The sequence below is a fragment of the Gemmatimonadaceae bacterium genome (assembly GCA_036496605.1).
Taxonomy (GTDB): Bacteria; Gemmatimonadota; Gemmatimonadetes; order Gemmatimonadales; family Gemmatimonadaceae; genus AG2.
In genome coordinates, this window is the sequence record DASXKV010000006.1 from 59,545 (window position 1) to 78,888 (window position 19,344).

The following is a 19,344-nucleotide window of genomic DNA, read 5'->3' on the forward strand; positions in this document are numbered from 1 at the left end:
AGCGCTCGTTCGACGGATCAACGATACGAGCGGCACGAGCGAGAGCAAGGTCACTCCACTAACCAGATTGTCATCCTTGAGCGAAGCGAAGGATCAATCGCCGAGTCGAAGCGCCTTCACCGGATCCTCACTAGCGGCGCGCCTTCCCGGGACGACGCACGCGCCCGCCGCCACGATGAGGACGATGATCGTCACACCAACGAGTGTCAGCGGATCGGCGGGAGAAACCTCGTACAGGAAGCCCGAGAGTGAGCGGCCAGCGATCACTGCCACCACGACGCCGATCGCACAACCGATCCCGGCGAGGACGAGTCCCTCGCGGACGATCATCCGGAGCATCGTCGCGGGCTCGGCGCCGAGTGCGACGCGGATGCCAATCTCCTTTCGCCGCTGTGTGACCGCGTAGGTGAGAATTCCATAAATGCCGACGGCGGCGAGCGTCAAGGCCAATGCCGCGAAGACGCCGAGGAGAAGCATGACGAAGCGCGGTGGGTCGGCCGACGCGGCGAGTGTCCTGCCTAACGGGTCGATCTTCGCCACCGGTAGGCTCGGATCGAGTCCGCGCAGTGCATCGCGAATCACTGCCGCGAGCGCCGCCGCATCGCCGCGTGAGCGCACGACGAGGTGCATCTTCCGGAATGGGAACTGATGCTCGCTGAAGTAGAGCGCCGGCTCGGTGGCACTCTGGATCGACGCATTCTTCACGTCGCGAACGACGCCGATCACCTCGTGATCGTCGCCAGCGACGATACGGGCGCCTAACGGGCCGACGTATCGTACGGTGGTGACGATGCGCTTGCCGATTGGACTTGCTCCCGGCCAGAGCTGGCGCGCGAGCGTCTCGTTTACGATTGCTACACCTGGTGCGTGCGCGTCATCGCGGGGCTCGAAAACGCGGCCCGCAACGAGCGGAACGCGAAGTGTATTGAAGTAGCCGTCGTCGACGGTGTGATACTGCGCTGTCGGCTCGTCTCCCGAAGGGGGCAACGGCATGTCTCGCACGCGGAAGGGAATCCGCCAACCTGTCTCGAGGGGGAGAAAGTTGCTCGCACCGGCGGCGGAAACCTCGGGTCGGCTGCGGAGGGCCTGCACCAGATTCGTGTAGAACAGATCGACGCGCGCGAAGTCCTTGTACGCGACGTCGGGAAGTTGCACATCCGCGGTGAGCACCGAGGTCGCGTCGACGCCGAGGTCCGCGCGCAGCAATCGCGAGACGCTGCGGACGAGCAGCCCCGCTCCGGCCAGCAGCATCACCGCAAGGGCAACCTCGGCGATCACGAGCGTGGCGCGCGTGTGGCGCGCTCCGGCGGAGCTGCCGCGAGCTCCCGCTTGAAGTACGCGCTGCAGCTCGGTGCGCGACTGGACGAGCGCCGGCGCGAGACCAAAAGCGACCGCCGTGAGCGCGGCAATGGCCGTCGCGAAGAGAAGAACCGGTGGGTCGACGCCGATCTCCTGCGCGCGCGGAATGTGGATCGGCGTCCAGGCGAGGAGGCCCTTCACGCTGATGACGCCAATCACCGTACCAAGCAGGCCACCGAGGATGGCGAGGAGGAGACTTTCGGTGAGAAAGAGCCTAACGAGACGCGAGCGGCTCGCACCTATCGCGGCGCGTACTGCAACCTCTCGCCGACGCGTCGTTGCCCGAGCGAGGAGGAGATTCGCGACGTTGAGGCACGCGATCGCGAGCAACACGCCCGCGGCGCCAAACAGCGCGAACAGCGCGGGACGAAAGACGCCCGCCACCTCGTGGTCGAGGTCGACGGCACGTGCGCTCCATCCGGCGTTCGTCGCCCGGTTCTCGTCGCCGAGCCTAACGGTGAGGGCGCTCAGCTCACGATTGGCAGCACCGGTGGTCGCATGAGGCGCGAGGCGCGCCACGGCTTCCATGAAATGCGCGCCGCGGCTGTGCTGCGCCGGATTCCAGATCATGCCCTGCCACAGATCGGTCTCGCCGGGAAAGGTGAAGCCCGGCGGCATGACGCCGACGATCGTGTACAGGAATCCATTCAGGCGCACGCCTCTCCCAACGGCACCCGGGTCCCGCTGAAACCGGGACTCCCACAGTCGATCGCTGATCACCACCTCGAGCGCTTTCCCGTAGAGTCCCTGCTCAGGCGTGAAGGCGTGGCCGATACGGGGGCGCACGCCGAGGACGTCGAAGAGATTGCGCGTCGTCTCGACGCCACTCACACGAATCGCATTGCCGTTGGCGTCGTCGGAGAGGTTCAGCTCGGGCCTCCACCACGCGGCCGCGTCGACGAAGGAGCCTGTGAGTCCTCGGTAGTCGAGAAAGTTCACTGGCGAGAGAGGCTCGTGCTCGAGCGCCTTCGCGTGGTTGGTCTCCCAGATTTGGACGAGGCGGTCGGGGTCCGCATATGGCAGCGGGCGCAATACGACCCCATTCAACATGCTGAAGACCGCAGCGGTGGCGCCGGTCCCCAGGCCTAACGCGAGAACCGCGGCGATCGTAAAGGCAGGCGCGCGCAGGAGGCTGCGCAAGGCGAAGCGGAGATCACTGATGAGGTTGTCCATGCGGAATTGGACAACGGCTGGTGGCTGGTGGTTGCTGACTGGATAGCGGGCGGAGGGCAGAGAGTCGTTGCTCTAACCCCTAACCCCTAACCCTAACCCCTAGCCCCTCCTCACGTCCTCCAACTCAGCTCATACAGCTCCGAGTCGTTCAGCACCTGCCAATCCTTTGGGTAGGCCCGAACCCGGCGGAATCCGGCCTCGGATTCGAAGATCAGCGATGGAGCGTCGTCGGCGAAGCTGACCTCCCGTACGCGCCAGACACGCCCCTCCTCGTCGGCGACCGCTCGCCACGGTCGATCCGAGCGGCTACGCACGCGCCCATAGGCGCTGCGGCTGGGATCGACGGAGCTCATTGGCGAAGCGACTCTGGGGGCGCCGACAACATGTTTGTTGGTGTATCGGAAGCTGGATGCCACAGGTTCGAAAATCAACCGATTCACCTGTCGAGAGCGCCGTGCCATCTCGACGACCGAGCCGACGGTCGGACCCCTAACGACGTAGCGCCGCTGGGTTGAGACGGCCTAACGCGGCCAAGAACGTAGCTACCGTCAGTTCCCTCCGCGGCGCAGCTTGAACGCCGTCGATTTCGTCTTGCCGGTCGCTGCTCGATCGTTTTGTACGGTCGACGCGCTGTCGCCTTCCGCCGCATAGCCAGAGATCAAATACACGAGGCTCGCCGTCCCGTCCATGATCGGCTCGTTCGTCGAGTAGTCACCAATGTCGTCGTGATACACGATGAAGCCGGTGTTGAACAGCGCGTACTCGTCGGCGTCGTGGAGTGCGATGCCCTTGAGGTTCTGATAGATCGAGCGATAGACGGGTCCGTCGAGGAGGCCGCCGCGCAACTTGTCGACGCCGAGCGCCTTCGCGACCGCCGAGTGCGGATCGTGCGCCCAGACGCCATCGTTAGGCCAGCCGATCACCATCGACGTCCCCCACGGATTCGTCCCGAGCAGCCAGTCGAGCGCTGCCTGCTCGTACTCGCGGTACTGCTCGTCGCCAGTCATCTTGCGGTAGAGCATCGCCTGCGTCGCAAATGCCGTCATGAGATCGTTGGAGCACCAGATGAACGGGATGCCGACGCGAAAGCCGTTTGTGGCGCGAGCGATCACGGCCTCGATGCCGCGACGGTAGTAATCCTCCATCTCGCGCTTGATTCCCGCGCCTAACGCGGAACGCCACGTCTCGTAGTGGCCGTTGTTGTACCAGGGGAAGAACTCGTAATGGCGCGCGGTATCCGCACCCATCCAAGGCGTCACCGGCTCTTCTTCCGCGAACGACACCGCCTGGCCGAGGAGCATGCGGTCACCCGTGAGAGCGTAGAGCTCGGCGGCGCCGAGCTCCATGTCGTCCACCCAGTTCGCCTCCTCGTAGAAGTACGGGGCGTGTCCCGGCGCCGTCTGGCACACGCCGTGGTTCTGCGTGCCTAACACAAACGCGAGCAGCGCATGGCGTTTGAGTGAATCGGCGAATACCGTGTCGCGCTGGGTGTAGAGTATCGAGCCGAGGCTGAAAGCCGAGGCGTACTTCCCTGCTGTCGAGGCGAGTCCCGTCGATCGATTCTTGTACCCGAATAACCCCTGTGGATGACCGGTACATTGATATACCGGCCGCTCTTTCCCCTTGCCCCAGCCGTAGTCCGTCGAGTCGTTCCACGGTAGATCGAAGTACGTATGATCTCGATCGTCGCCGACCTGGTTGTACATCTCGCCATAGCTCGGGAACATGCGCACGAGCCACTCGAGACCGTGTCGCGCCTCGTCGAGCACGTCGGGAACTCCATTCTTTCCCGCGACACCGCGCCCGTCGAACTCGTCCCCGAATGCGTCGCGATGGTCTCGATAGGCAAGCAGCATCATGTACGTCGCGTTTGCGGAGGTCGCGACGTATTGCAGATAATCCGATGCGTCGGCCCAACCGCCGCTCACGTCGACGCGCTTCACGACGTGTCCGGTGTCGTCGATGACGAAGCCATCGTGCGTGTGCACCGAATCGGCACTCACGGGGTTCCAGCCCGAGCGCTGCTCGCGCAAGTAGCTCAGGAGTGTGTCCGCGCCGCCGTCGTATGCGTGCGCGTCGATGCGTAGCAGTCGCGAGGTCACGCCGAACGCCGCGATGCGATAGCGGCCGGCGCGGCGGAGCTCGGTGAAATCGAGACGCCACGTTTGCCGACAGGGACCGAATGCGCCCGTCGCGTTGATCTTGCGCGGTCCGAACACCGTGCGCCCGCGCTCGTCGCGCACAACGAACGTGCGTGTGACGCGCGTCACGCGCGACGAATCCAACGCGCACGCGACGGCGACTTTGGGCGCGTCAGGCAGATAGCCCACCTGATTCACACGAAGGACGATCGATGAATCTGGCGCGTCGACAGCCAGGAGTCGAAGCGACAGCGATACAGCGAGAGCAATCATTGGGTTTGAGCGAGCTGACGTTTCAATATGCGTGCGCGTCGAGGAGTGGTGAAGCGTGCCCAACGTCCGCTTCGCGGTCTGCGATTTGCGCGCGGTGAGTCGCGGCTTTTTCGCAGGAGGATGTCATGCATCACAAACGAATCGGCATGATCGTCGTCACCAGCGCAATGCTCGGCGCGTGCGCGAGCGGACCGCGCGTCGAGACTGCCGGTGGCGAAGTGTCGACGCCAACGACGACGCCGGCGAACGCTCGGACGCTGCCCGCCGGCGCGATGATGGACCTGACGCTCGATCAGCAACTCGGCACGCAGTCGTCACACACCGGCGACACGTTCTCGGCGACGGTCGCGAACTCCGTGATCGCGCAGAATGGGCGCGCGGCGGTCCCCGCGGGCGCCAAAGTGTGGGGACACGTGAGCGGCGTCACACCGGCGAGTAATGCGACGCAGACCGCCGCACTCGTGCTCGACTTCGACAGCCTCACCTTCAGCGGCCGCAGGTATCCGTTCGAGGCGAATGTCACCGCTACGAATCTCCAGAAGGAGGGCGGCACCTCGACGAACCAGGCTGTGAAGAGCGCGGCAATCGGCGCGGCGGCGGGTGCAGTGCTCGGCGCCGTATTGAGCGGCGCGGACAAGGACAAGATTCTTCTTGGGGCCGGTCTCGGCGCGGTAGCGGGTACGGCGATCTCACTCGGCAGGGGCGGCGAGAACGGCGTGTTGCCGGCGGGGTCGCGTATCTCGGTGCAGACGACGCAATCGGTGGCCTTACGGTATTAGAGCCGCCGTGTCATCCTGAGCGAAGCGAAGGATCTAGTGTCCTTTGTTAGAGGCAAGTATCTAAACTGGGACAGTAGATCCTTCGCTGCGCTCAGGATGACAAAACAGCCTAACGAGTCTCTTCGTCGCGTACGCGTCATCGCGATGATACTGGACGAGGCGATCCGGGTGCCCGGCACGAAGCTTCGCTTCGGCATCGACCCCATCGTAGGTCTCGTGCCCGGGCTCGGCGACGTGCTGGGTGGCGTCGCGTCGGCGTACATCGTACTCGAGGCTGCCCGCGCGGGCGCTCCGGCGAGCGTGCTGCTACGCATGACCATGAACGTTGGGGTGGATACCGTGGTCGGCGTGCTGCCCGTTGTCGGCGACGTGTTCGACTTCGCGTGGAAGTCCAACTCCCGAAACGCGCAGTTGCTTGCTCGCCACATCGAATCGCCGGTTCAAACCAGACGAGCGACTATCGCCCTCGTCGTGCTGTTGCTTGCCACTCTCGCGGCACTCGCGGTCGGAGCAGCGTTCCTCGTCTTTTGGGTCATTCGGCGGCTCATGGCGTATCGATAAGTCCGGGACCTTTGCGCTGTCGGGGTCCGGAGCCACTCGCCATTTAGCGAGTGTTGGCTCACGAAGGACTCGTCAGGCACGGTCACCGGCTTGATTCTGAAGCAGAATGGTCAGGACTCGCGGGCAAGAAAATCAAATGAACATGGGTAAAGGCACAGATCCCCTCTAAGGGCCTCCATCGGCCGTTTTTTCGCTGTAATCGAGGGTCGCGCTCACTCGTCTATTAACTGTGACCGCGAGCACGAGACTGTCCTTTGCACCCGCCGGCCGCGGCTGGCGCGCTATCGCTCTCGCGGTCACGATCGCGGGGGCGCTTGCTGTCGTCGCCACACATTTCTCGTTCAGCAACACGCTCGACGAGCCCGCACACATCGGCGCCGGCATGGAGTGGCTCGCCGGTACTCATGCGTACGACGCGCAATCTCCTCCGCTCCCGCGAATCGCGGCAGCGTTGGGACCGTACTCGCGCGGCGAGCGAGCCGTTGCCGCTTCGTCCGCATCCGATGAAGGCTCGAGAATCCTCGGGCGTGCCGCACACTACGAGAGCACACTCGCGTTCGCGCGCCTCGGCGAGCTTCCGTTCTTCCTGGTCCTGTGTGGCGTCGTGTGGGCTTGGGGGCGACGCCTTACCGACGAGCGCGGCGCGGCGATCGCCGTCATCCTCGTCGCGACCAACCCCAATATGCTTGCCTACGCCGGGCTCGCGACCTCCGACATCGCGCTCGCGGCGACCGTCACTGCCGCGCTCTTCGCTTTCGTTCGCTGGCTCGACGCGCCCCGCTGGACTGCCGCCGTCCCGTTAGGCATGGCGATGGCGCTGACGATGGCCACGGACTACGCGGCCCTCCCCATGCTGGCACTCGCCAGCGCCGCGACGTACGGCGTGCGTCGGCGCACGCATGGCGGGCCGCTCTGGGCAAACGAGATGCCCTCGCAGAGACGGCTCGCGCTCGGCGTGACATTTGCGACCGCCGGCGTTGTCGCATGGGCGATGTACGGCTTTCGCTTCGGTCGAGTTGGCGAGCTTCCAGTATTCGTTCCTGCGCCGGATTGGTTTTGGGGATTCGCAAGCTTCGTGATCGAACGAGCAAGAAATCATCCGTCGTACCTCTTCGGCACGCTCTCCCTCAGCGGCTGGTGGTACTACTATCCAGTCGCGCTTCTCGTGAAGACGCCTCTTCCACTCTTCCTCCTCGCCATGCTCGGCGGCGCAGCGGCCGGCGGCGATCTCGTTAGGCGCGGCGGTCGGGAGCGAGCGGTACTGCTTGTCGGAGTGCTGGGCGTCGTGCTTGCGGCGGCGATCATTGGTGACGACTCGGGCGTACGTCTCGTGCTCCCGGCCTTCGGTCTCATGGCCTTGCTCGGTGCCGTCGCTGCGGTCGAGCTCTGGGATCACGCGGTATCGAGTCCTCCCGCGCAACGGCTCGTGCGCGCCACCGTCGCGGCGATCATGGGAGCCGCGCTGCTCGTTCCGATGCGTACGCATCCCGACTACCTCGCGTACTTCAACGCGCTCGCCGGCGAACGTCCGGAGCTCATTCTCGTCGACAGTAATCTCGATTGGGGACAGGATCTCTATCGGCTCGGGGCGGTGATGAAGCGCATGCACATCGACTCGATGGCAGTCGCGTATTACGGCTCGGCAAGTCTCGATGCAGCCGGCGTGCGCAATGCACGCCCGCTCGCCGCCGCCGAACGTCCCCGAGGATGGATCGCCGCCAGCCAAACCATGCTCGCCGGCGTCGGCGGTGACGGCGCGTATGAATGGTTGAACGACCTTCAACCAGTTGGACGCGTGGGGTCGTCGCTCGTGCTGTACTACATTCCGCCACCCAAGCGGCGATAGCAAAGTGTGTGGTGGGTAGCGGCAAGGCCCTAACCCTCGACCCTCTGCCCTCAACACTCTGCCCTCAACCCTCTGCCCTCAACCCTCAGCCCGCCACGATCTCGCCCGACTCGATCACGCGCACACCGCTTCGCCCTTCTCTGGCCGCGCGGACGATGGTCGTTGCGACGGCTCGGGCTTCGACGGGCTTGAACGCACGCGGTACGAGCGGACCGAGCCAGCGCGTGACGCGCTTCGCGACTTCCTCGCCGAGCCGAAGCTCGGCGCGCGGGCCGAGGAGCAACGACGGCCTAACGATTGTGAGGCGCGGATAGCCGAGGCCGCGCAGTGACTCCTCCAAATCGCCTTTCACGCGATTGTAGAAGTAGCGCGAGCGAGAATTCGCGCCGAGCGCGCTGACGACGAGAAAGTGTTCGCACCCATGACGCCGGCCGAGGCGGGCGAAGGCGAGCGGATACTCGTAGTCGACCGTTCGAAATCGCGTCCGCGAACCTGCCTGGCGAATCGTTGTACCGAGCGCGCAGATGATCGCGTCGACGGTGAAGAGCTCGTCGTATTCGTTGAGATGATCGAAATCGACGACGTGGGTTTCGAGCTTCGGCGATCGCACGTCAGGCGACAAGGGTCGCCGTGTGACGACAACGATCCGGCTGAATCCGCTATCCGCGAGGAGCACGCGAAGACACTCGCGACCGACGAGTCCCGTTGCGCCGACGAGAAGAACCGATAGCGCGTTGTCAGGCATGGCTCTGAGTGACACCCGCCATGACACCACCTCCCGCTGCGACAGTCGATAGGGAAAAGCTGTGCGAGCCCGAGGCCGCACGCAATTGTCGCAACCGGACTATCGATCAGCTTCTCTTCTTACTGGCCTTCGACGACGTGACTTTAGTGGATGCAGTCTTCGCGGGCGTCTTCGTGCTCGAGCCGTTGCCGGGCGCCACGAACGATCCTCGGACATCCGTGCCCTGCACGCTGCCGCTGAGCGATTGATCGCCCGGTTTCGTGCCGAGTGTCCACGAGACCTTCACGCGGCCCTTGGCGTCGCTCACGGCGCGCGACGGCGTCACGTTCCCCGATCGCGTCGAGAAGTTCAGGCGCGCATCGGGCACAGGATTGCCGAATGCGTCGGTGACGAGCGCGACGAGATGCTTACCCTTCGCGCGCGAGCTCCGCGTCTCGCCAGGCGCGTCGTCGAAGGAGAGATTCGCCGCGGCGGCGGGACGCGCGACAGCCGTCAACTTGAGCAGTTTCTTCATTCCGTCGAGATGCACGGCGAGCGCGTTATCGCCCGCGGAGTGGCCAAGTGTCCAGCGCACGCGAGCAATGCCGGACGAGTCGGTGTGGATCGACGTGTCGGGTACCTCGCCTTCCGACGGTGAGAGTTGCAGCTCGGCATCCGCGACGCCATTCCCGGCAGAATCGACGACGCGCAACACGAGCGGCTTGGAGAGCGCTTCACCAGCGACACCTCGTTGCGCGTCGCCGGAAACGACGACGAGTGCCACGGCCGCGCCGGCGAGCGCCGTCGCATGGACGGTCACCGGTGGCACCGCCCCCTTGCCGTGGCCATTCCCAACCTGCGCTCGGAGGCGCTGCGATCCCGACTTCGGTCCGAGCGTCCAGAGCGCGCGCGCCTCTCCCACCGAGTCCGAACGCACGTCGATGGCCTCGGCGCGTCCGTTGTCGAGCGCGACCCATGTGACCGGAACATCGGCCAATGCACGGCCAGTCGAATCCGCGACACGTATCGCGATCGTGTCGGCGAGTTGATGGCCAGCCTCACCACTCGCGTGGTCGTTCGACGCGGTGAGTCGGGTGTTCGCGGCGACCGGCTCCGCTTCGGCGACGACGGCGAGCGCGCTGTCGATGCGCTCGACGGTCGCGAGAATCGTCTGACGACCGGGCAGGTCGCCGAGCGTCCAGACCGTGCGCGCGCGACCGTCGGCATCGGTGAGCGTCGATTGTGGGTCGAGCGTGCCCCCTCCGTCGGAGAGACGGAACTTGACGAGCACGCCTTCGACGGGCCGAGCACGCCGGCTGGTGACGCGCACGACCACCGCTTGCGGCAGCAGGCTGCCAGCGAGCGCGCGCTGCGTTCCACCAGCCACGGTCGTGATCGCGGCGGCGGTCGCGACGACGGTGATCGGCCCTTTGCCGGAAACGCCGTCGACGGTCGCCGTCGCAATGGTGCGCCCGGCGATCTTGCCGGTCACGGCGCCTAACGAATCGATCTCGGCGACGCTCGTGTCGTCGAGCCGCCACTGCGGGACGAGCCCGATCACGGGATGGCCGCGCGCGTCGCGCGGAATGGCGCGGAGCGGTTTGCGCTCGCCTTCGGCGACCACTGGCGTCGTATCGTTCGCGATACCGACGACGTCGACGGAGGTGACCGTCTGCCTAACGAAGACGCGCGACCGCGCGATGAGATCGGCGACGGCGATGCTGATCGTCGTCGTGCCGGGCCCCTGCGCGATCACGGAGCCGTCGTTCAGCACCGTCGCGACCTTCGGATTCTCGCTCACCCAGGTCGGCGTGGCGCCGACGAGCAGTGCGCCGCTCTTGTCGGTGATGGTCGCGGCGAGGTGAATCGTGTCACCGATCGCGTACGCCGTATCCGCCGCGGGGCGCAATCCAACCCACGAAGCGCCGAGATTCCCGATCGTCTGATGGCTCGCCGATTTCCCGATGACGCCGTACGAGTAGAGGAAGGAAATGATCGACACGAGCGCCGCGCCGGTAGACGCAGCCATCGCAACGAGCTTTCCGGCGTTATGGATGAGCGGCTTTTGCGCGGGGCCGCTGACTCGCGTGGGGGAAGCCATACACTAAAGGGACGGCAGCGGAGGGGAGGCCGTCACGGGCAGAGAGCGGCGGGCGAGAGTAGAGGGCAGAGCGCTGCGGGTTGAGGCCAGAGGGTAAGGCAGAACCGTCCCCGGGTCGGCTATTTCGCCCCAGTGTTATTCGCCCCTCAACCCTCTGCCCCTGCTCTCAACCCACTACCCGCAACCCTTTGCCCTCTGCCCTCAACCCTCTGCCCGCCGCCCTCAACCCTTTACCCGTCACGCTCCAGTTCCCGTCGATTCCACCCGCCACGATCGGCCGCTGCCTCGTAGGTGCTCTGGAGGAAATCCAGCACTGCTTCCTTCGGATCGGACGCCGTGCGCACGGACTCGTAAGGCAGGATCCACTCCTTCATCGTCGTGTTGTACGTGGCGCCCGCGGGTCGAATCGGTGCGTCGGAGCAGCCGGGTGGTTCGGGGTACGCATAGGCATAGAACGCTGGCTCCTCGATCGGTGAACCGACACTCCCCGGCCACCAGCCCGCACTGATGCATTCGTGCGAGTACGCCTCGACTGCCACGTAGTCAGGACAGTTGGGAATGCCGCCGGGGTGCCGGGGCGCGCGCCGGCCCGAGAAGCGCGTGCAGGCGAGGTCGAACGAGCCCCAGAAGAAGTGCGACGGACTGCACTTCCCGATGAAGCGGCCGCGAAATTCCTTGAGGGCGCGATCGGCGCTGGCGAGGGCACGCCACCACCGTTGCACAGCATCGGGATCATACGCGTTATGAAGGCGATCCTCGGGAAATGGCGTGGTGTCGGCGATTTCCGTCGGCACCGGGTGAATGTGCGGTGTGATTCCGAGCGCATGCAGCGCGGCCATGTAGTCCCGGTAGAACTCCGCCACGGAGCACCGCTCGAGGGAAAGCAGTCGCGTGTCGCCATCGCTCGTTCGCGCGACGAGCCGGTGCTGCAGAAAGTCCAGCTCGACGTCGATGGAGCGATCGCCGACAGGCATCGGTGAAGTACCGAGGCCTCGACTCGTTAGGTAGAGCGTGATCTGCCACCAATGATTCTGCATCGGCGCTAGCGCGAGTCGCGTCTTGCCGACGATCTGGAGCCAGCGATGCAGCGTGGCGTACGTATCCTGCCACTCCGCGAGTGGCAACGCGGGCCAAGGGTCGATGGCGGTGCCGAGCATAGGGCTAGAGACTAGGGGCTAGGGGACAGGGGTTAGGGAAAGAACCAATTCGCAGCTCTCTACGCATGCGGCGCTGGCTCGATGAAGAGCTGATCCGTGTAACACCAGCCCCAATCCTCACCCGGCTCGAAGCTCTTGATTATCGGATGTCCCGTCGCGTGGTGGTGCTTGGTGGCGTGTTTGTTCGGCGAGTTGTCGCAGCAGCCGACGTGTCCGCACGTTAGGCAGAGTCGCAGATGCACCCATCGGCCGTGCATCTTGAGACATTCCTCGCACCCCTGTGGGGTCCGTGGCTCGACGTCGCGAACCTGATCGAGATGGCTGCAGGTAGTCGCCATAGCGCCTCCGGTCGGTGTTCTTGAAGGTATAGCGAGCCCCTCAAGCCGCTGCCGGACCTTGGTATCTTTGCGGCATGGCTGGACTCGAGCTTGTGCTGCTCCTGCTTGCGGTCTCCACCGGCTTGCGAATCCTCGCCGATCGGCTGGGGCTTCCGTACGCGGCGCTCCTCGTCGTCGGCGGACTCGTGTTGGCGTTCACCCCCAACCTTCCGCATGTCGAGTTGGCCCCCGACGTTCTCTTCCTGATCTTCATCCCACCGCTTCTTTACTGGGGCGCGGCATCGTTCCCACTGCGTGACTTCCGCCGCGAACTCGGCCCGATTCTGCGACTCGCCGTCGTCATGGTGCTCGTCTCGACCGTAGCGGTCGCGGGCCTGGCGCATGCGCTCGATCCTGCGTTCACCTGGGCCGCCGCATTCACCCTCGGCGCCATCGTTTCGCCACCCGATCCCGTCGCCGTGCTGTCGCTCATGCGATCGCCCTCGCTTCGCGCTCCGCGAGCGATCGAGAGCATTCTCGAAGGTGAGGGATTGCTCAACGACGCGACGGCGCTCGTCGCGTATCGCGTGGCCGTCACGGCCGCGGTGACGGGGACGTTCTCTCCCTGGCGCAGCGGGCTCCAATTTCTCGCCGCAGCGGCCGGTGGACTGGGCATCGGACTCGGCGTCGCCATCGTGACGTTGCGTCTCCACCGCCTAACGAAATCCGTGCCCGTGGCCGAGAATACGGTGTCGCTGCTGACGCCATTCGCAGCCTATCTGCCGGCGGATCTCATCGGCGCGTCGGGCGTGATCTCCGTGGTCGCCGCTGGGATGTACATCGCGCGCAACGTCCAGGACGTCGGGAGTCCCGAGACGCGACTTCAGAACCAGTCGATGTGGTCGGTCGTCACGTTCCTCCTCGAGAGCCTCGTCTTCATTCTCGTCGGCCTCGAGCTGCCGTACGTGACGCGCTCGCTCGCCGGCGTGTCGATCGTCGCGTTGATTCGCGAGGCCGCTGTCGTTTGTGCGTGCGTCGTCATCGTCCGCGTCCTCTGGGTGATTCCGAGCACGTACATCGGCCGCATCATCGGCGGATGGCTGCGCCGCTCGAAGGTCACGCTGCCGTCGTTGAAGTGGATTCTGTTCGTGGGGTGGGCGGGCATTCGCGGAGGCGATTCGCTCGTGATCGCCCTCGCTCTGCCACTCGCCACCGCCGCAGGCAGGCCTTTCCCTGCCCGTGCCCAGATCGTGTTCATCACTTTCTTCGTGATCTTCGTGACGCTCGTCGTACAGGGGCCGACGCTCGCCCCGATCGCGCGATGGCTCGGCCTCGAAAGCGACGGCGCTGCCGAGGACGAAGAGGCGCACGCGCGGTTGTCGGCCGCGGAGGCCGGTCTTCGCGTTCTCGACTCGCCCACATTCAGGGAGGCGCAGTACAAGGAGGTCGTGCGGTATCTGCGACAGCGCCATCGGCAGCGCGCGCGGCGCTGGGCGGCACGGGAGGATCGCCAGCAGGCGCATCCGCCTAACGAAGAGCGGCACGATAGCTTCGTCGCGGCGCCATCGCACGACGCGGGCACGCTCGACGACCGACGCGCCGTCGAGTACCGCCGCATCCGCGCGGCGATGATCCACGCCGAGCGTTACGCGCTCTCGGATCTGCGCGACCGCGACGTGATCGGCGACGACGTCATGCGCCGCGTTCAGCGCGATCTCGACCTCGAGCTCATTCTGCTCGATAGCCGCGAGCCGGTCGTCGAGCCGACGAGCGAAGTGCCGTTGCCCTGAGCTGGGTGCGCAGAGCAGCGAATCGTCGCGCCACTTCCGGGATCTTTTCGGTTCGATGGCGTTCGGGGCGCCTAACGCGGCCTTCGGCCGCGGTCACCTCGCAGCCGTTCCGCCTGACGGCCGAGCTGGACTGCCCGACGTGCGAAAGGCCGGACCCGCGGTCGCGGCCGACGGCGCTGAGCAGCTGGATCGACGCGCTCCGAGGCCGTGGGCCGCACCATACGTCTCGAGTGGCTCAGTCGTGGTCACGTCATCGCCGGCCGCGATGCGTTCCGCCGATCATGCCGTTACGAGCGAACGAGCTGAGTTAGCAATCGCTCGAGCTCTCGTGGTCATCGCGCGACCTGTGATACCATTCGCCCGAGTTGCGATGCTGTTCTAGAGAGCAGCGATGGCGATCGCCCGAGCTGCGGTGCCGTTTGAGCCAACTTCGATGGCAGCCGAACACGCTCACGTGCTACTCGGACGGCAATAGCTCACGGAATTCGTGCCTGCACAGGCGAGCGGATTCCCTCGCGCGTCGCACGGGCCGCCTCGCCTGCCATTTGGCAAACCTCACGACGCGTTCGGATGAGCGACGATGGCGTGCGGGCGACCCGAGTAGCGATGCGCGACAGTTGACCTGCTGGAGTTCGTGCACTCGATCGCAGCCACCGGACCACGTGTGGCCGACGCCCGAGCCGACGTCCCAGAATCTGCGCCTCACCTGCCCCTTATTCGACTCGCTGAGCCATTTGCACGACTCGCTGAGCGATTTGCTCAACTCGATGAATGATTGGCGCGACTCGATGGATAAGTCCCGGAACTCGATCAATGATTTGCAGCGCTCGATGGATCATTTCCGGAACTCGATGAATGATTTCCGCGACTCGCTGAGTGATGCACGCGACTCCATCAGGGATGCGCTCCACTCGATGAACGATATCCGCGACTCGATGAAAGCTGTCTTCGACTCAATGAGCGAAGCGCTCGACTCGTTGAGCCGTGCACTCGACTCGATGAGCTGTTCATTGCGCTTCCAAGCCGGAATCGCGCCACCGAGAGTCGTCACCGTCGCCTCGTGACTCGCGGTCAGCACCTGGTGACTGCGAATCAGCGCCTCGAGACCGCAGCGCGCGGCTCGCTGTCAGGGAATCTCGACCTCGAGTGCCGGCATAACGGCAAGCTCTCGAGAAATCGCCGCACGGTGAAGGCTTCGCGCCGCGGCGAGTCGAGTGCACGCGACCTCGAGAATGGTGATCACGACAACGTGAACCATGATCGGAGCAAGGGGAGTCGTGATCGCGCCATCGAAGCAGCTCACTATCGCTCGATGTCCGATGCGTCGGTCACGCTCAGTTGGAACTCCCCTCGTCGTGGCCGAACTTCGACTCGCAGACCCGGAACGTCGACTCGTTGTGTCGAGATCTCGATTCGGTGCGAGCTTCGGCGAGCGCGCGTAGGTTATTGTAACCCCGAGGCAGGCTAACCCGAACGTGAAAGGCCATCGATGGGCACTCGATGCGGTCTCGTGGGCGGCATGGGCCCCGAATCGACACTCGATTACTACAAGCTTATCGTCGAGCTCTATCGGGACGGGCGTGACACACACTATCCCGAACTCACGATCGATATCGTCGACCTCGAGCCGATCCTCGCGTTTCTGGAAGCCGGCAATCGCCAGGGATTCGCCGACTACGTCCTGCGGTCCATCGAACGACTCGCGCGCGCGGGCTGCACCTTCGCTGCGCTCACGTCGAACACCTCGCACGTCGTGTTTCCCGAGGTCGTCGCGCGCTCGCCGATTCCACTCGTGAGCATCGTCGAGGCAGCCGCCGATCACGCCGTGTCGATCGGAGTACGCCGCCCCGCGCTCCTCGCGACGTCGTTCACGGTCTCGGCCGGCTTCTATCAACAGGTCTTCGACAAACGCGGGATGACGATTCTTACGCCATCGTCCAGCGAGCAGGCGTTCCTTCACCGGAAGTACATGGACGAGCTCGTGCACGGCACCATCGTCGACGAGACGCGCGCGGCGTTCGTCGCGATGGCGAACCGACTCGTCGCCGAAGAAGGCGCCGATGGCCTCATCCTCGGCGGCACGGAGATTCCGCTTCTGCTGCGCGACGCCAAAGGGATCGACGTCCCGGTCGTCGACACAACGCTCGTTCACGTGAAACGGCTCGTGCAGATGATGCGCGCCGGCGCCTGACGGTTCAGGTCCGCACTCTTCTCTTGGCGCGCAGATTCATCACACCACGCAGCAGGAACACCGCCGCGAAAGCCATGTCCAGCCAGATCGAAGTCGTCACCGGCTGACCGTGTGACCAGAGCGGGTGCACGGCGATGTACAAGCCTAACGCGATCATGACCCAGCCGAGCACGAGACGCACCGTGTTCATCATCGCCGGCTCCGCGTATCGACGACCACCTGACCTCCCTTCATCACCCAGCGTACGCTGTCGATGACCGCGTGGATGTCGTGCAACGGATCGCCGGCGACGGCGACCAGATCGGCATAGTAGCCCGGCGCGACGGCGCCGAGTGATTGGCTCATGTCTAACAACGCAGCGGCATTCGTCGTCGCTGTCGCGATCGCCTCGGCCGGCGTCATCCCGATCTGCACGAACCACCCGAGCTCGCGCGTGTTCTGACCGAACATCGTGAACACCGCGTCCGAGCCCATCGCGAATTTGACATGTGCCTTCCATGCGCGCCGCGCGGTCTCGATGTTCCGCGCACGATACGCGTCCAGTCCCGCGACCTGCTCGGGCGTGTAGCCGAACCGCTCGTGATACTCGGCGTAGTAGCGATTGTGGTCGATCGTTGGCACGTAGTACGTCCCGCGCGTCGCCATCTCGGCGAGCGTCGAATCGTCGAGGTCGACTGCATGCTCGACGGACTCCGCACCGGCACGCATCGCGTCGCGTCCGCCCTGTGGACCGTAGGAATGAATCGCGATCCGCTTGCCGGCGGCATGTGCCGCATCGACGGCCGCTTTCATTTCCTCGAATGTGAACGTCTCGTCGCCGCTCACGTCGGCCGCGCTGCCCGTCGAGCCGTAAACCTTGATCCAGTCCGCGCCGGCATCGACCTGCGCCTTGACCGCGACGGGAATGTCCGCAATGTCGGCGATGCGACCGCGCGGCGGACCCGGAGGCGATCCGGGGCGCGGCGGCGTACGCTGACGCGAGAGCCCGAAGCCCGCGACGAACATGCGCGGTCCGACCATCGCGCCGCGATTGATCAGGTCGCGCATGGCGATGTCGCCATACTCGGAGGCGCCGAGGTCGCGTACCGTCGTCACGCCCGCTTCCAATGTCTTCCTGGCGTTCTCCTGGGCCAGGAAAACGGTTTCGGCGCTGCGGCGCCGCCCTTGTTGCGACCAGGGCTGCGTCCCCGGCTTCTGATCCCAGTAATAGGTCATGTGCGTGTGCACGTCGATCAGACCTGGAATGCCCGTGAGTGGTCGCAGATCGATGACCTTCGCACCGGTGGGAATCGCGCGCGTTCCCGAGCCGACACTCGTTATGCGCTCGGCCTGCACGACGACGACGGCGTCGTTCACGAGGCCACCCTTCCCGTCGACGAGATGCGCGAAGCGTATCGCCGTGGCCTGCGCCGACCCGACGTGCTCGACGCAGGCCAGCAGGATGAGCGCGCGCGTGATGACGCCTAACAGCTTGAGGGACGATCGCACGGTTGGCGAGCAGAAAGAGATACGGCCCGGCGCGCGGAGTGCGCACCGAGCCGTACCAGGATACTGCGGAAGCTGTCAACTGTGAACGGCGAGCTTATGTGCCAGTCAGGCTTGGAATGAAGGCGGGACCGAGGCTCGGGTTGTTGTTCTTCTCGATGTCGGGCAGCGGCAGACAGGTCGTGTTGCCGTACGTACCGCCCTTGAACGGGAACGCGGTACCGATCGGCGGATTGAAGGCAATCTGGAAGCGCTCGACGTCGTAGTTGCGCTGACCCTCGAGGAAGAGCACGCGCTGTCGCTCGCTGATCACCAGACTCTTAATCGAGGCTGCATCTGTCTGGCCGGTGTAATGCGCGAGACCGACGCTATCCCGCAGCGCGTTGATGATCGACACCGCCTGGGTGCCGCCCAGAATCTCTGCGGCGATTAACTGTGCCTCCGCGTAGCGGGCAATCGGAAGGGGCACGGCATCGCCACCGCTGTACTTGTTCGCGACGTAGATCAGCGTCTTGTTGTTGTCGGCCGAACGCGTGCTGGTGAGCGTAGTCGCCGAGCGAGGGTCGATGTCCCCGTTCTCGGTCGTCATGTTCTGAGACCACGAGGGGATGGAGTAGTCGCCGAATTGTTTCGTCACCGCATACACGCGATTGTAATTCCGATAGTTCGAGGCGTCGTTAGTCGAGTTCATCACGAAGCCGCCCGGAACCGACTGGGCATCAGTGAGCGCCGCTGCAGTGTTACCCTGATACAGTCGGACGCGCGCTCGGCCGACATATGCCGCGTTCTTGATGCTATCGGCTCCGGCGGGAGCCGCCGCGATCGCGGCGCTGAAGCGCGCCTCGGCAAGGGCGAACATTCCCTTCTGATTCACTGCCGGACCGTTGTCGAATGCCGCCTGGCACATCGACATGCCCAACATCGCATAACTGAAGCCCGCGTACAGATTCGCAACCGCCAACAGTGTGGCGCGATTCTGGACCTGGGCATCGGTCCACTTGGTCAGGTTCGCGATCGCGTGATCCGCGTCGTAACGAGCGGTCGAGAGCGGGTAATAGATGCCGATCACTTGCGCCGAGTTGTCGCAACGCGCCGTACCATAGATGCCGTTTGTCAACGTATTCGCGGTGCGTCGCGCGTAATCCCATTGCGCCGCGCCGAGTTGCGCGTCGCCCATCTCGCCCGAGATCAGCCCCTCGACGACCACCGCCGTGCCCAGTGCGCACTGGAAATCGCCCACGGCGCTCGCAACCGCGAGGGCTGCGTTCACCGGTTGGTCGAGAATGTCCACGGGCACCGCGTTAGGCGTCGTGACATCGAGCAACCGGCTCGAATTGCATGCCGTGACAACGCCGGCCGCGAGCGCCAAACCGGCGACCGAGAGCGCAATCCTGCGCTGCATTCGCGGCCAGACCATCAGTCTAGTTTCCGTATTGTGTCTCATCGA

Annotated in this window: 17 protein-coding genes; 6 read left to right on the forward strand and 11 right to left on the reverse strand. The window is 64.8% G+C overall.

Annotation, left to right across the window (positions count from 1 at the left end; genetic code table 11):
* Positions 1-93 precede the first annotated feature (93 nt).
* From VGH98_03525 to VGH98_03535, 3 genes are all read right to left on the reverse strand, one after another.
* Positions 94-2,532, reverse strand: a complete 2,439-nt coding sequence (locus VGH98_03525; protein HEY2375024.1) for an ABC transporter permease — start codon at positions 2,530-2,532, stop codon at positions 94-96.
* 110 nt (positions 2,533-2,642) lie between these two features.
* On the reverse strand, positions 2,643-2,885 hold the full coding sequence (locus VGH98_03530; protein HEY2375025.1) for a hypothetical protein: 243 nt from the start codon (positions 2,883-2,885) through the stop codon (positions 2,643-2,645).
* 195 nt (positions 2,886-3,080) lie between these two features.
* The gene (locus VGH98_03535; protein ID HEY2375026.1) at positions 3,081-4,946 is read right to left on the reverse strand and encodes a glycoside hydrolase family 9 protein; all 1,866 of its coding nucleotides are present in this window, start codon (positions 4,944-4,946) and stop codon (positions 3,081-3,083) included.
* Between the two features lie 125 nt (positions 4,947-5,071).
* On the opposite strand from VGH98_03535, the gene VGH98_03540 reads away from it, so the two are divergent.
* From VGH98_03540 to VGH98_03550, 3 genes are all read left to right on the forward strand, one after another.
* The gene (locus VGH98_03540) at positions 5,072-5,725 is read left to right on the forward strand and encodes a hypothetical protein (GenBank protein ID HEY2375027.1); all 654 of its coding nucleotides are present in this window, start codon (positions 5,072-5,074) and stop codon (positions 5,723-5,725) included.
* Positions 5,726-5,761: 36 nt separating this feature from the next.
* Positions 5,762-6,286 (forward strand): DUF4112 domain-containing protein, encoded by a 525-nt coding sequence (locus VGH98_03545; protein ID HEY2375028.1) that lies wholly within the window; start codon positions 5,762-5,764, stop codon positions 6,284-6,286.
* A gap of 229 nt (positions 6,287-6,515) precedes the next feature.
* Complete coding sequence (locus VGH98_03550) at positions 6,516-8,132, forward strand: glycosyltransferase family 39 protein (protein ID HEY2375029.1); 1,617 nt, start codon at positions 6,516-6,518, stop codon at positions 8,130-8,132.
* A gap of 85 nt (positions 8,133-8,217) precedes the next feature.
* Here VGH98_03550 and VGH98_03555 read toward each other — a convergent pair whose 3' ends face one another.
* From VGH98_03555 to VGH98_03570, 4 genes are all read right to left on the reverse strand, one after another.
* Complete coding sequence (locus VGH98_03555) at positions 8,218-8,877, reverse strand: NAD(P)H-binding protein (protein HEY2375030.1); 660 nt, start codon at positions 8,875-8,877, stop codon at positions 8,218-8,220.
* A gap of 106 nt (positions 8,878-8,983) precedes the next feature.
* Entirely contained in the window at positions 8,984-10,957 is a 1,974-nt protein-coding gene (locus VGH98_03560; protein ID HEY2375031.1) for an Ig-like domain-containing protein, read from the reverse strand.
* A 230-nt stretch (positions 10,958-11,187) separates the two neighbouring features.
* Positions 11,188-12,114 (reverse strand): DUF5996 family protein, encoded by a 927-nt coding sequence (locus VGH98_03565; GenBank protein HEY2375032.1) that lies wholly within the window; start codon positions 12,112-12,114, stop codon positions 11,188-11,190.
* A 59-nt stretch (positions 12,115-12,173) separates the two neighbouring features.
* A complete protein-coding gene (locus VGH98_03570; protein ID HEY2375033.1) occupies positions 12,174-12,452 on the reverse strand; it encodes a UBP-type zinc finger domain-containing protein in 279 nt (92 codons plus the stop codon).
* Between the two features lie 74 nt (positions 12,453-12,526).
* On the opposite strand from VGH98_03570, the gene VGH98_03575 reads away from it, so the two are divergent.
* Both VGH98_03575 and VGH98_03580 read left to right on the forward strand, forming a co-directional pair.
* Positions 12,527-14,221 (forward strand): Na+/H+ antiporter, encoded by a 1,695-nt coding sequence (locus VGH98_03575; GenBank protein HEY2375034.1) that lies wholly within the window; start codon positions 12,527-12,529, stop codon positions 14,219-14,221.
* A 662-nt stretch (positions 14,222-14,883) separates the two neighbouring features.
* Positions 14,884-15,285: a hypothetical protein gene (locus tag VGH98_03580; GenBank protein HEY2375035.1), complete on the forward strand. Its 402-nt coding sequence runs from the start codon at positions 14,884-14,886 to the stop codon at positions 15,283-15,285.
* Between the two features lie 62 nt (positions 15,286-15,347).
* Here VGH98_03580 and VGH98_03585 read toward each other — a convergent pair whose 3' ends face one another.
* Complete coding sequence (locus tag VGH98_03585) at positions 15,348-15,524, reverse strand: hypothetical protein (GenBank protein HEY2375036.1); 177 nt, start codon at positions 15,522-15,524, stop codon at positions 15,348-15,350.
* Positions 15,525-15,710: 186 nt separating this feature from the next.
* On the opposite strand from VGH98_03585, the gene VGH98_03590 reads away from it, so the two are divergent.
* A complete protein-coding gene (locus VGH98_03590; GenBank protein ID HEY2375037.1) occupies positions 15,711-16,412 on the forward strand; it encodes an amino acid racemase in 702 nt (233 codons plus the stop codon).
* Positions 16,413-16,416: 4 nt separating this feature from the next.
* Here the strand turns inward: VGH98_03590 and VGH98_03595 are convergent, their stop codons facing one another.
* The 3 genes from VGH98_03595 to VGH98_03605 all read right to left on the reverse strand — a co-directional run bounded on the left by VGH98_03595 (position 16,417) and on the right by VGH98_03605 (position 19,299).
* On the reverse strand, positions 16,417-16,605 hold the full coding sequence (locus VGH98_03595) for a hypothetical protein (protein ID HEY2375038.1): 189 nt from the start codon (positions 16,603-16,605) through the stop codon (positions 16,417-16,419).
* Positions 16,602-17,900, reverse strand: a complete 1,299-nt coding sequence (locus VGH98_03600) for an amidohydrolase family protein (protein ID HEY2375039.1) — start codon at positions 17,898-17,900, stop codon at positions 16,602-16,604. The genes VGH98_03595 and VGH98_03600 overlap by 4 nt, the downstream gene beginning before the upstream one ends.
* A gap of 94 nt (positions 17,901-17,994) precedes the next feature.
* Complete coding sequence (locus VGH98_03605) at positions 17,995-19,299, reverse strand: RagB/SusD family nutrient uptake outer membrane protein (protein ID HEY2375040.1); 1,305 nt, start codon at positions 19,297-19,299, stop codon at positions 17,995-17,997.
* Positions 19,300-19,344 lie beyond the last annotated feature (45 nt).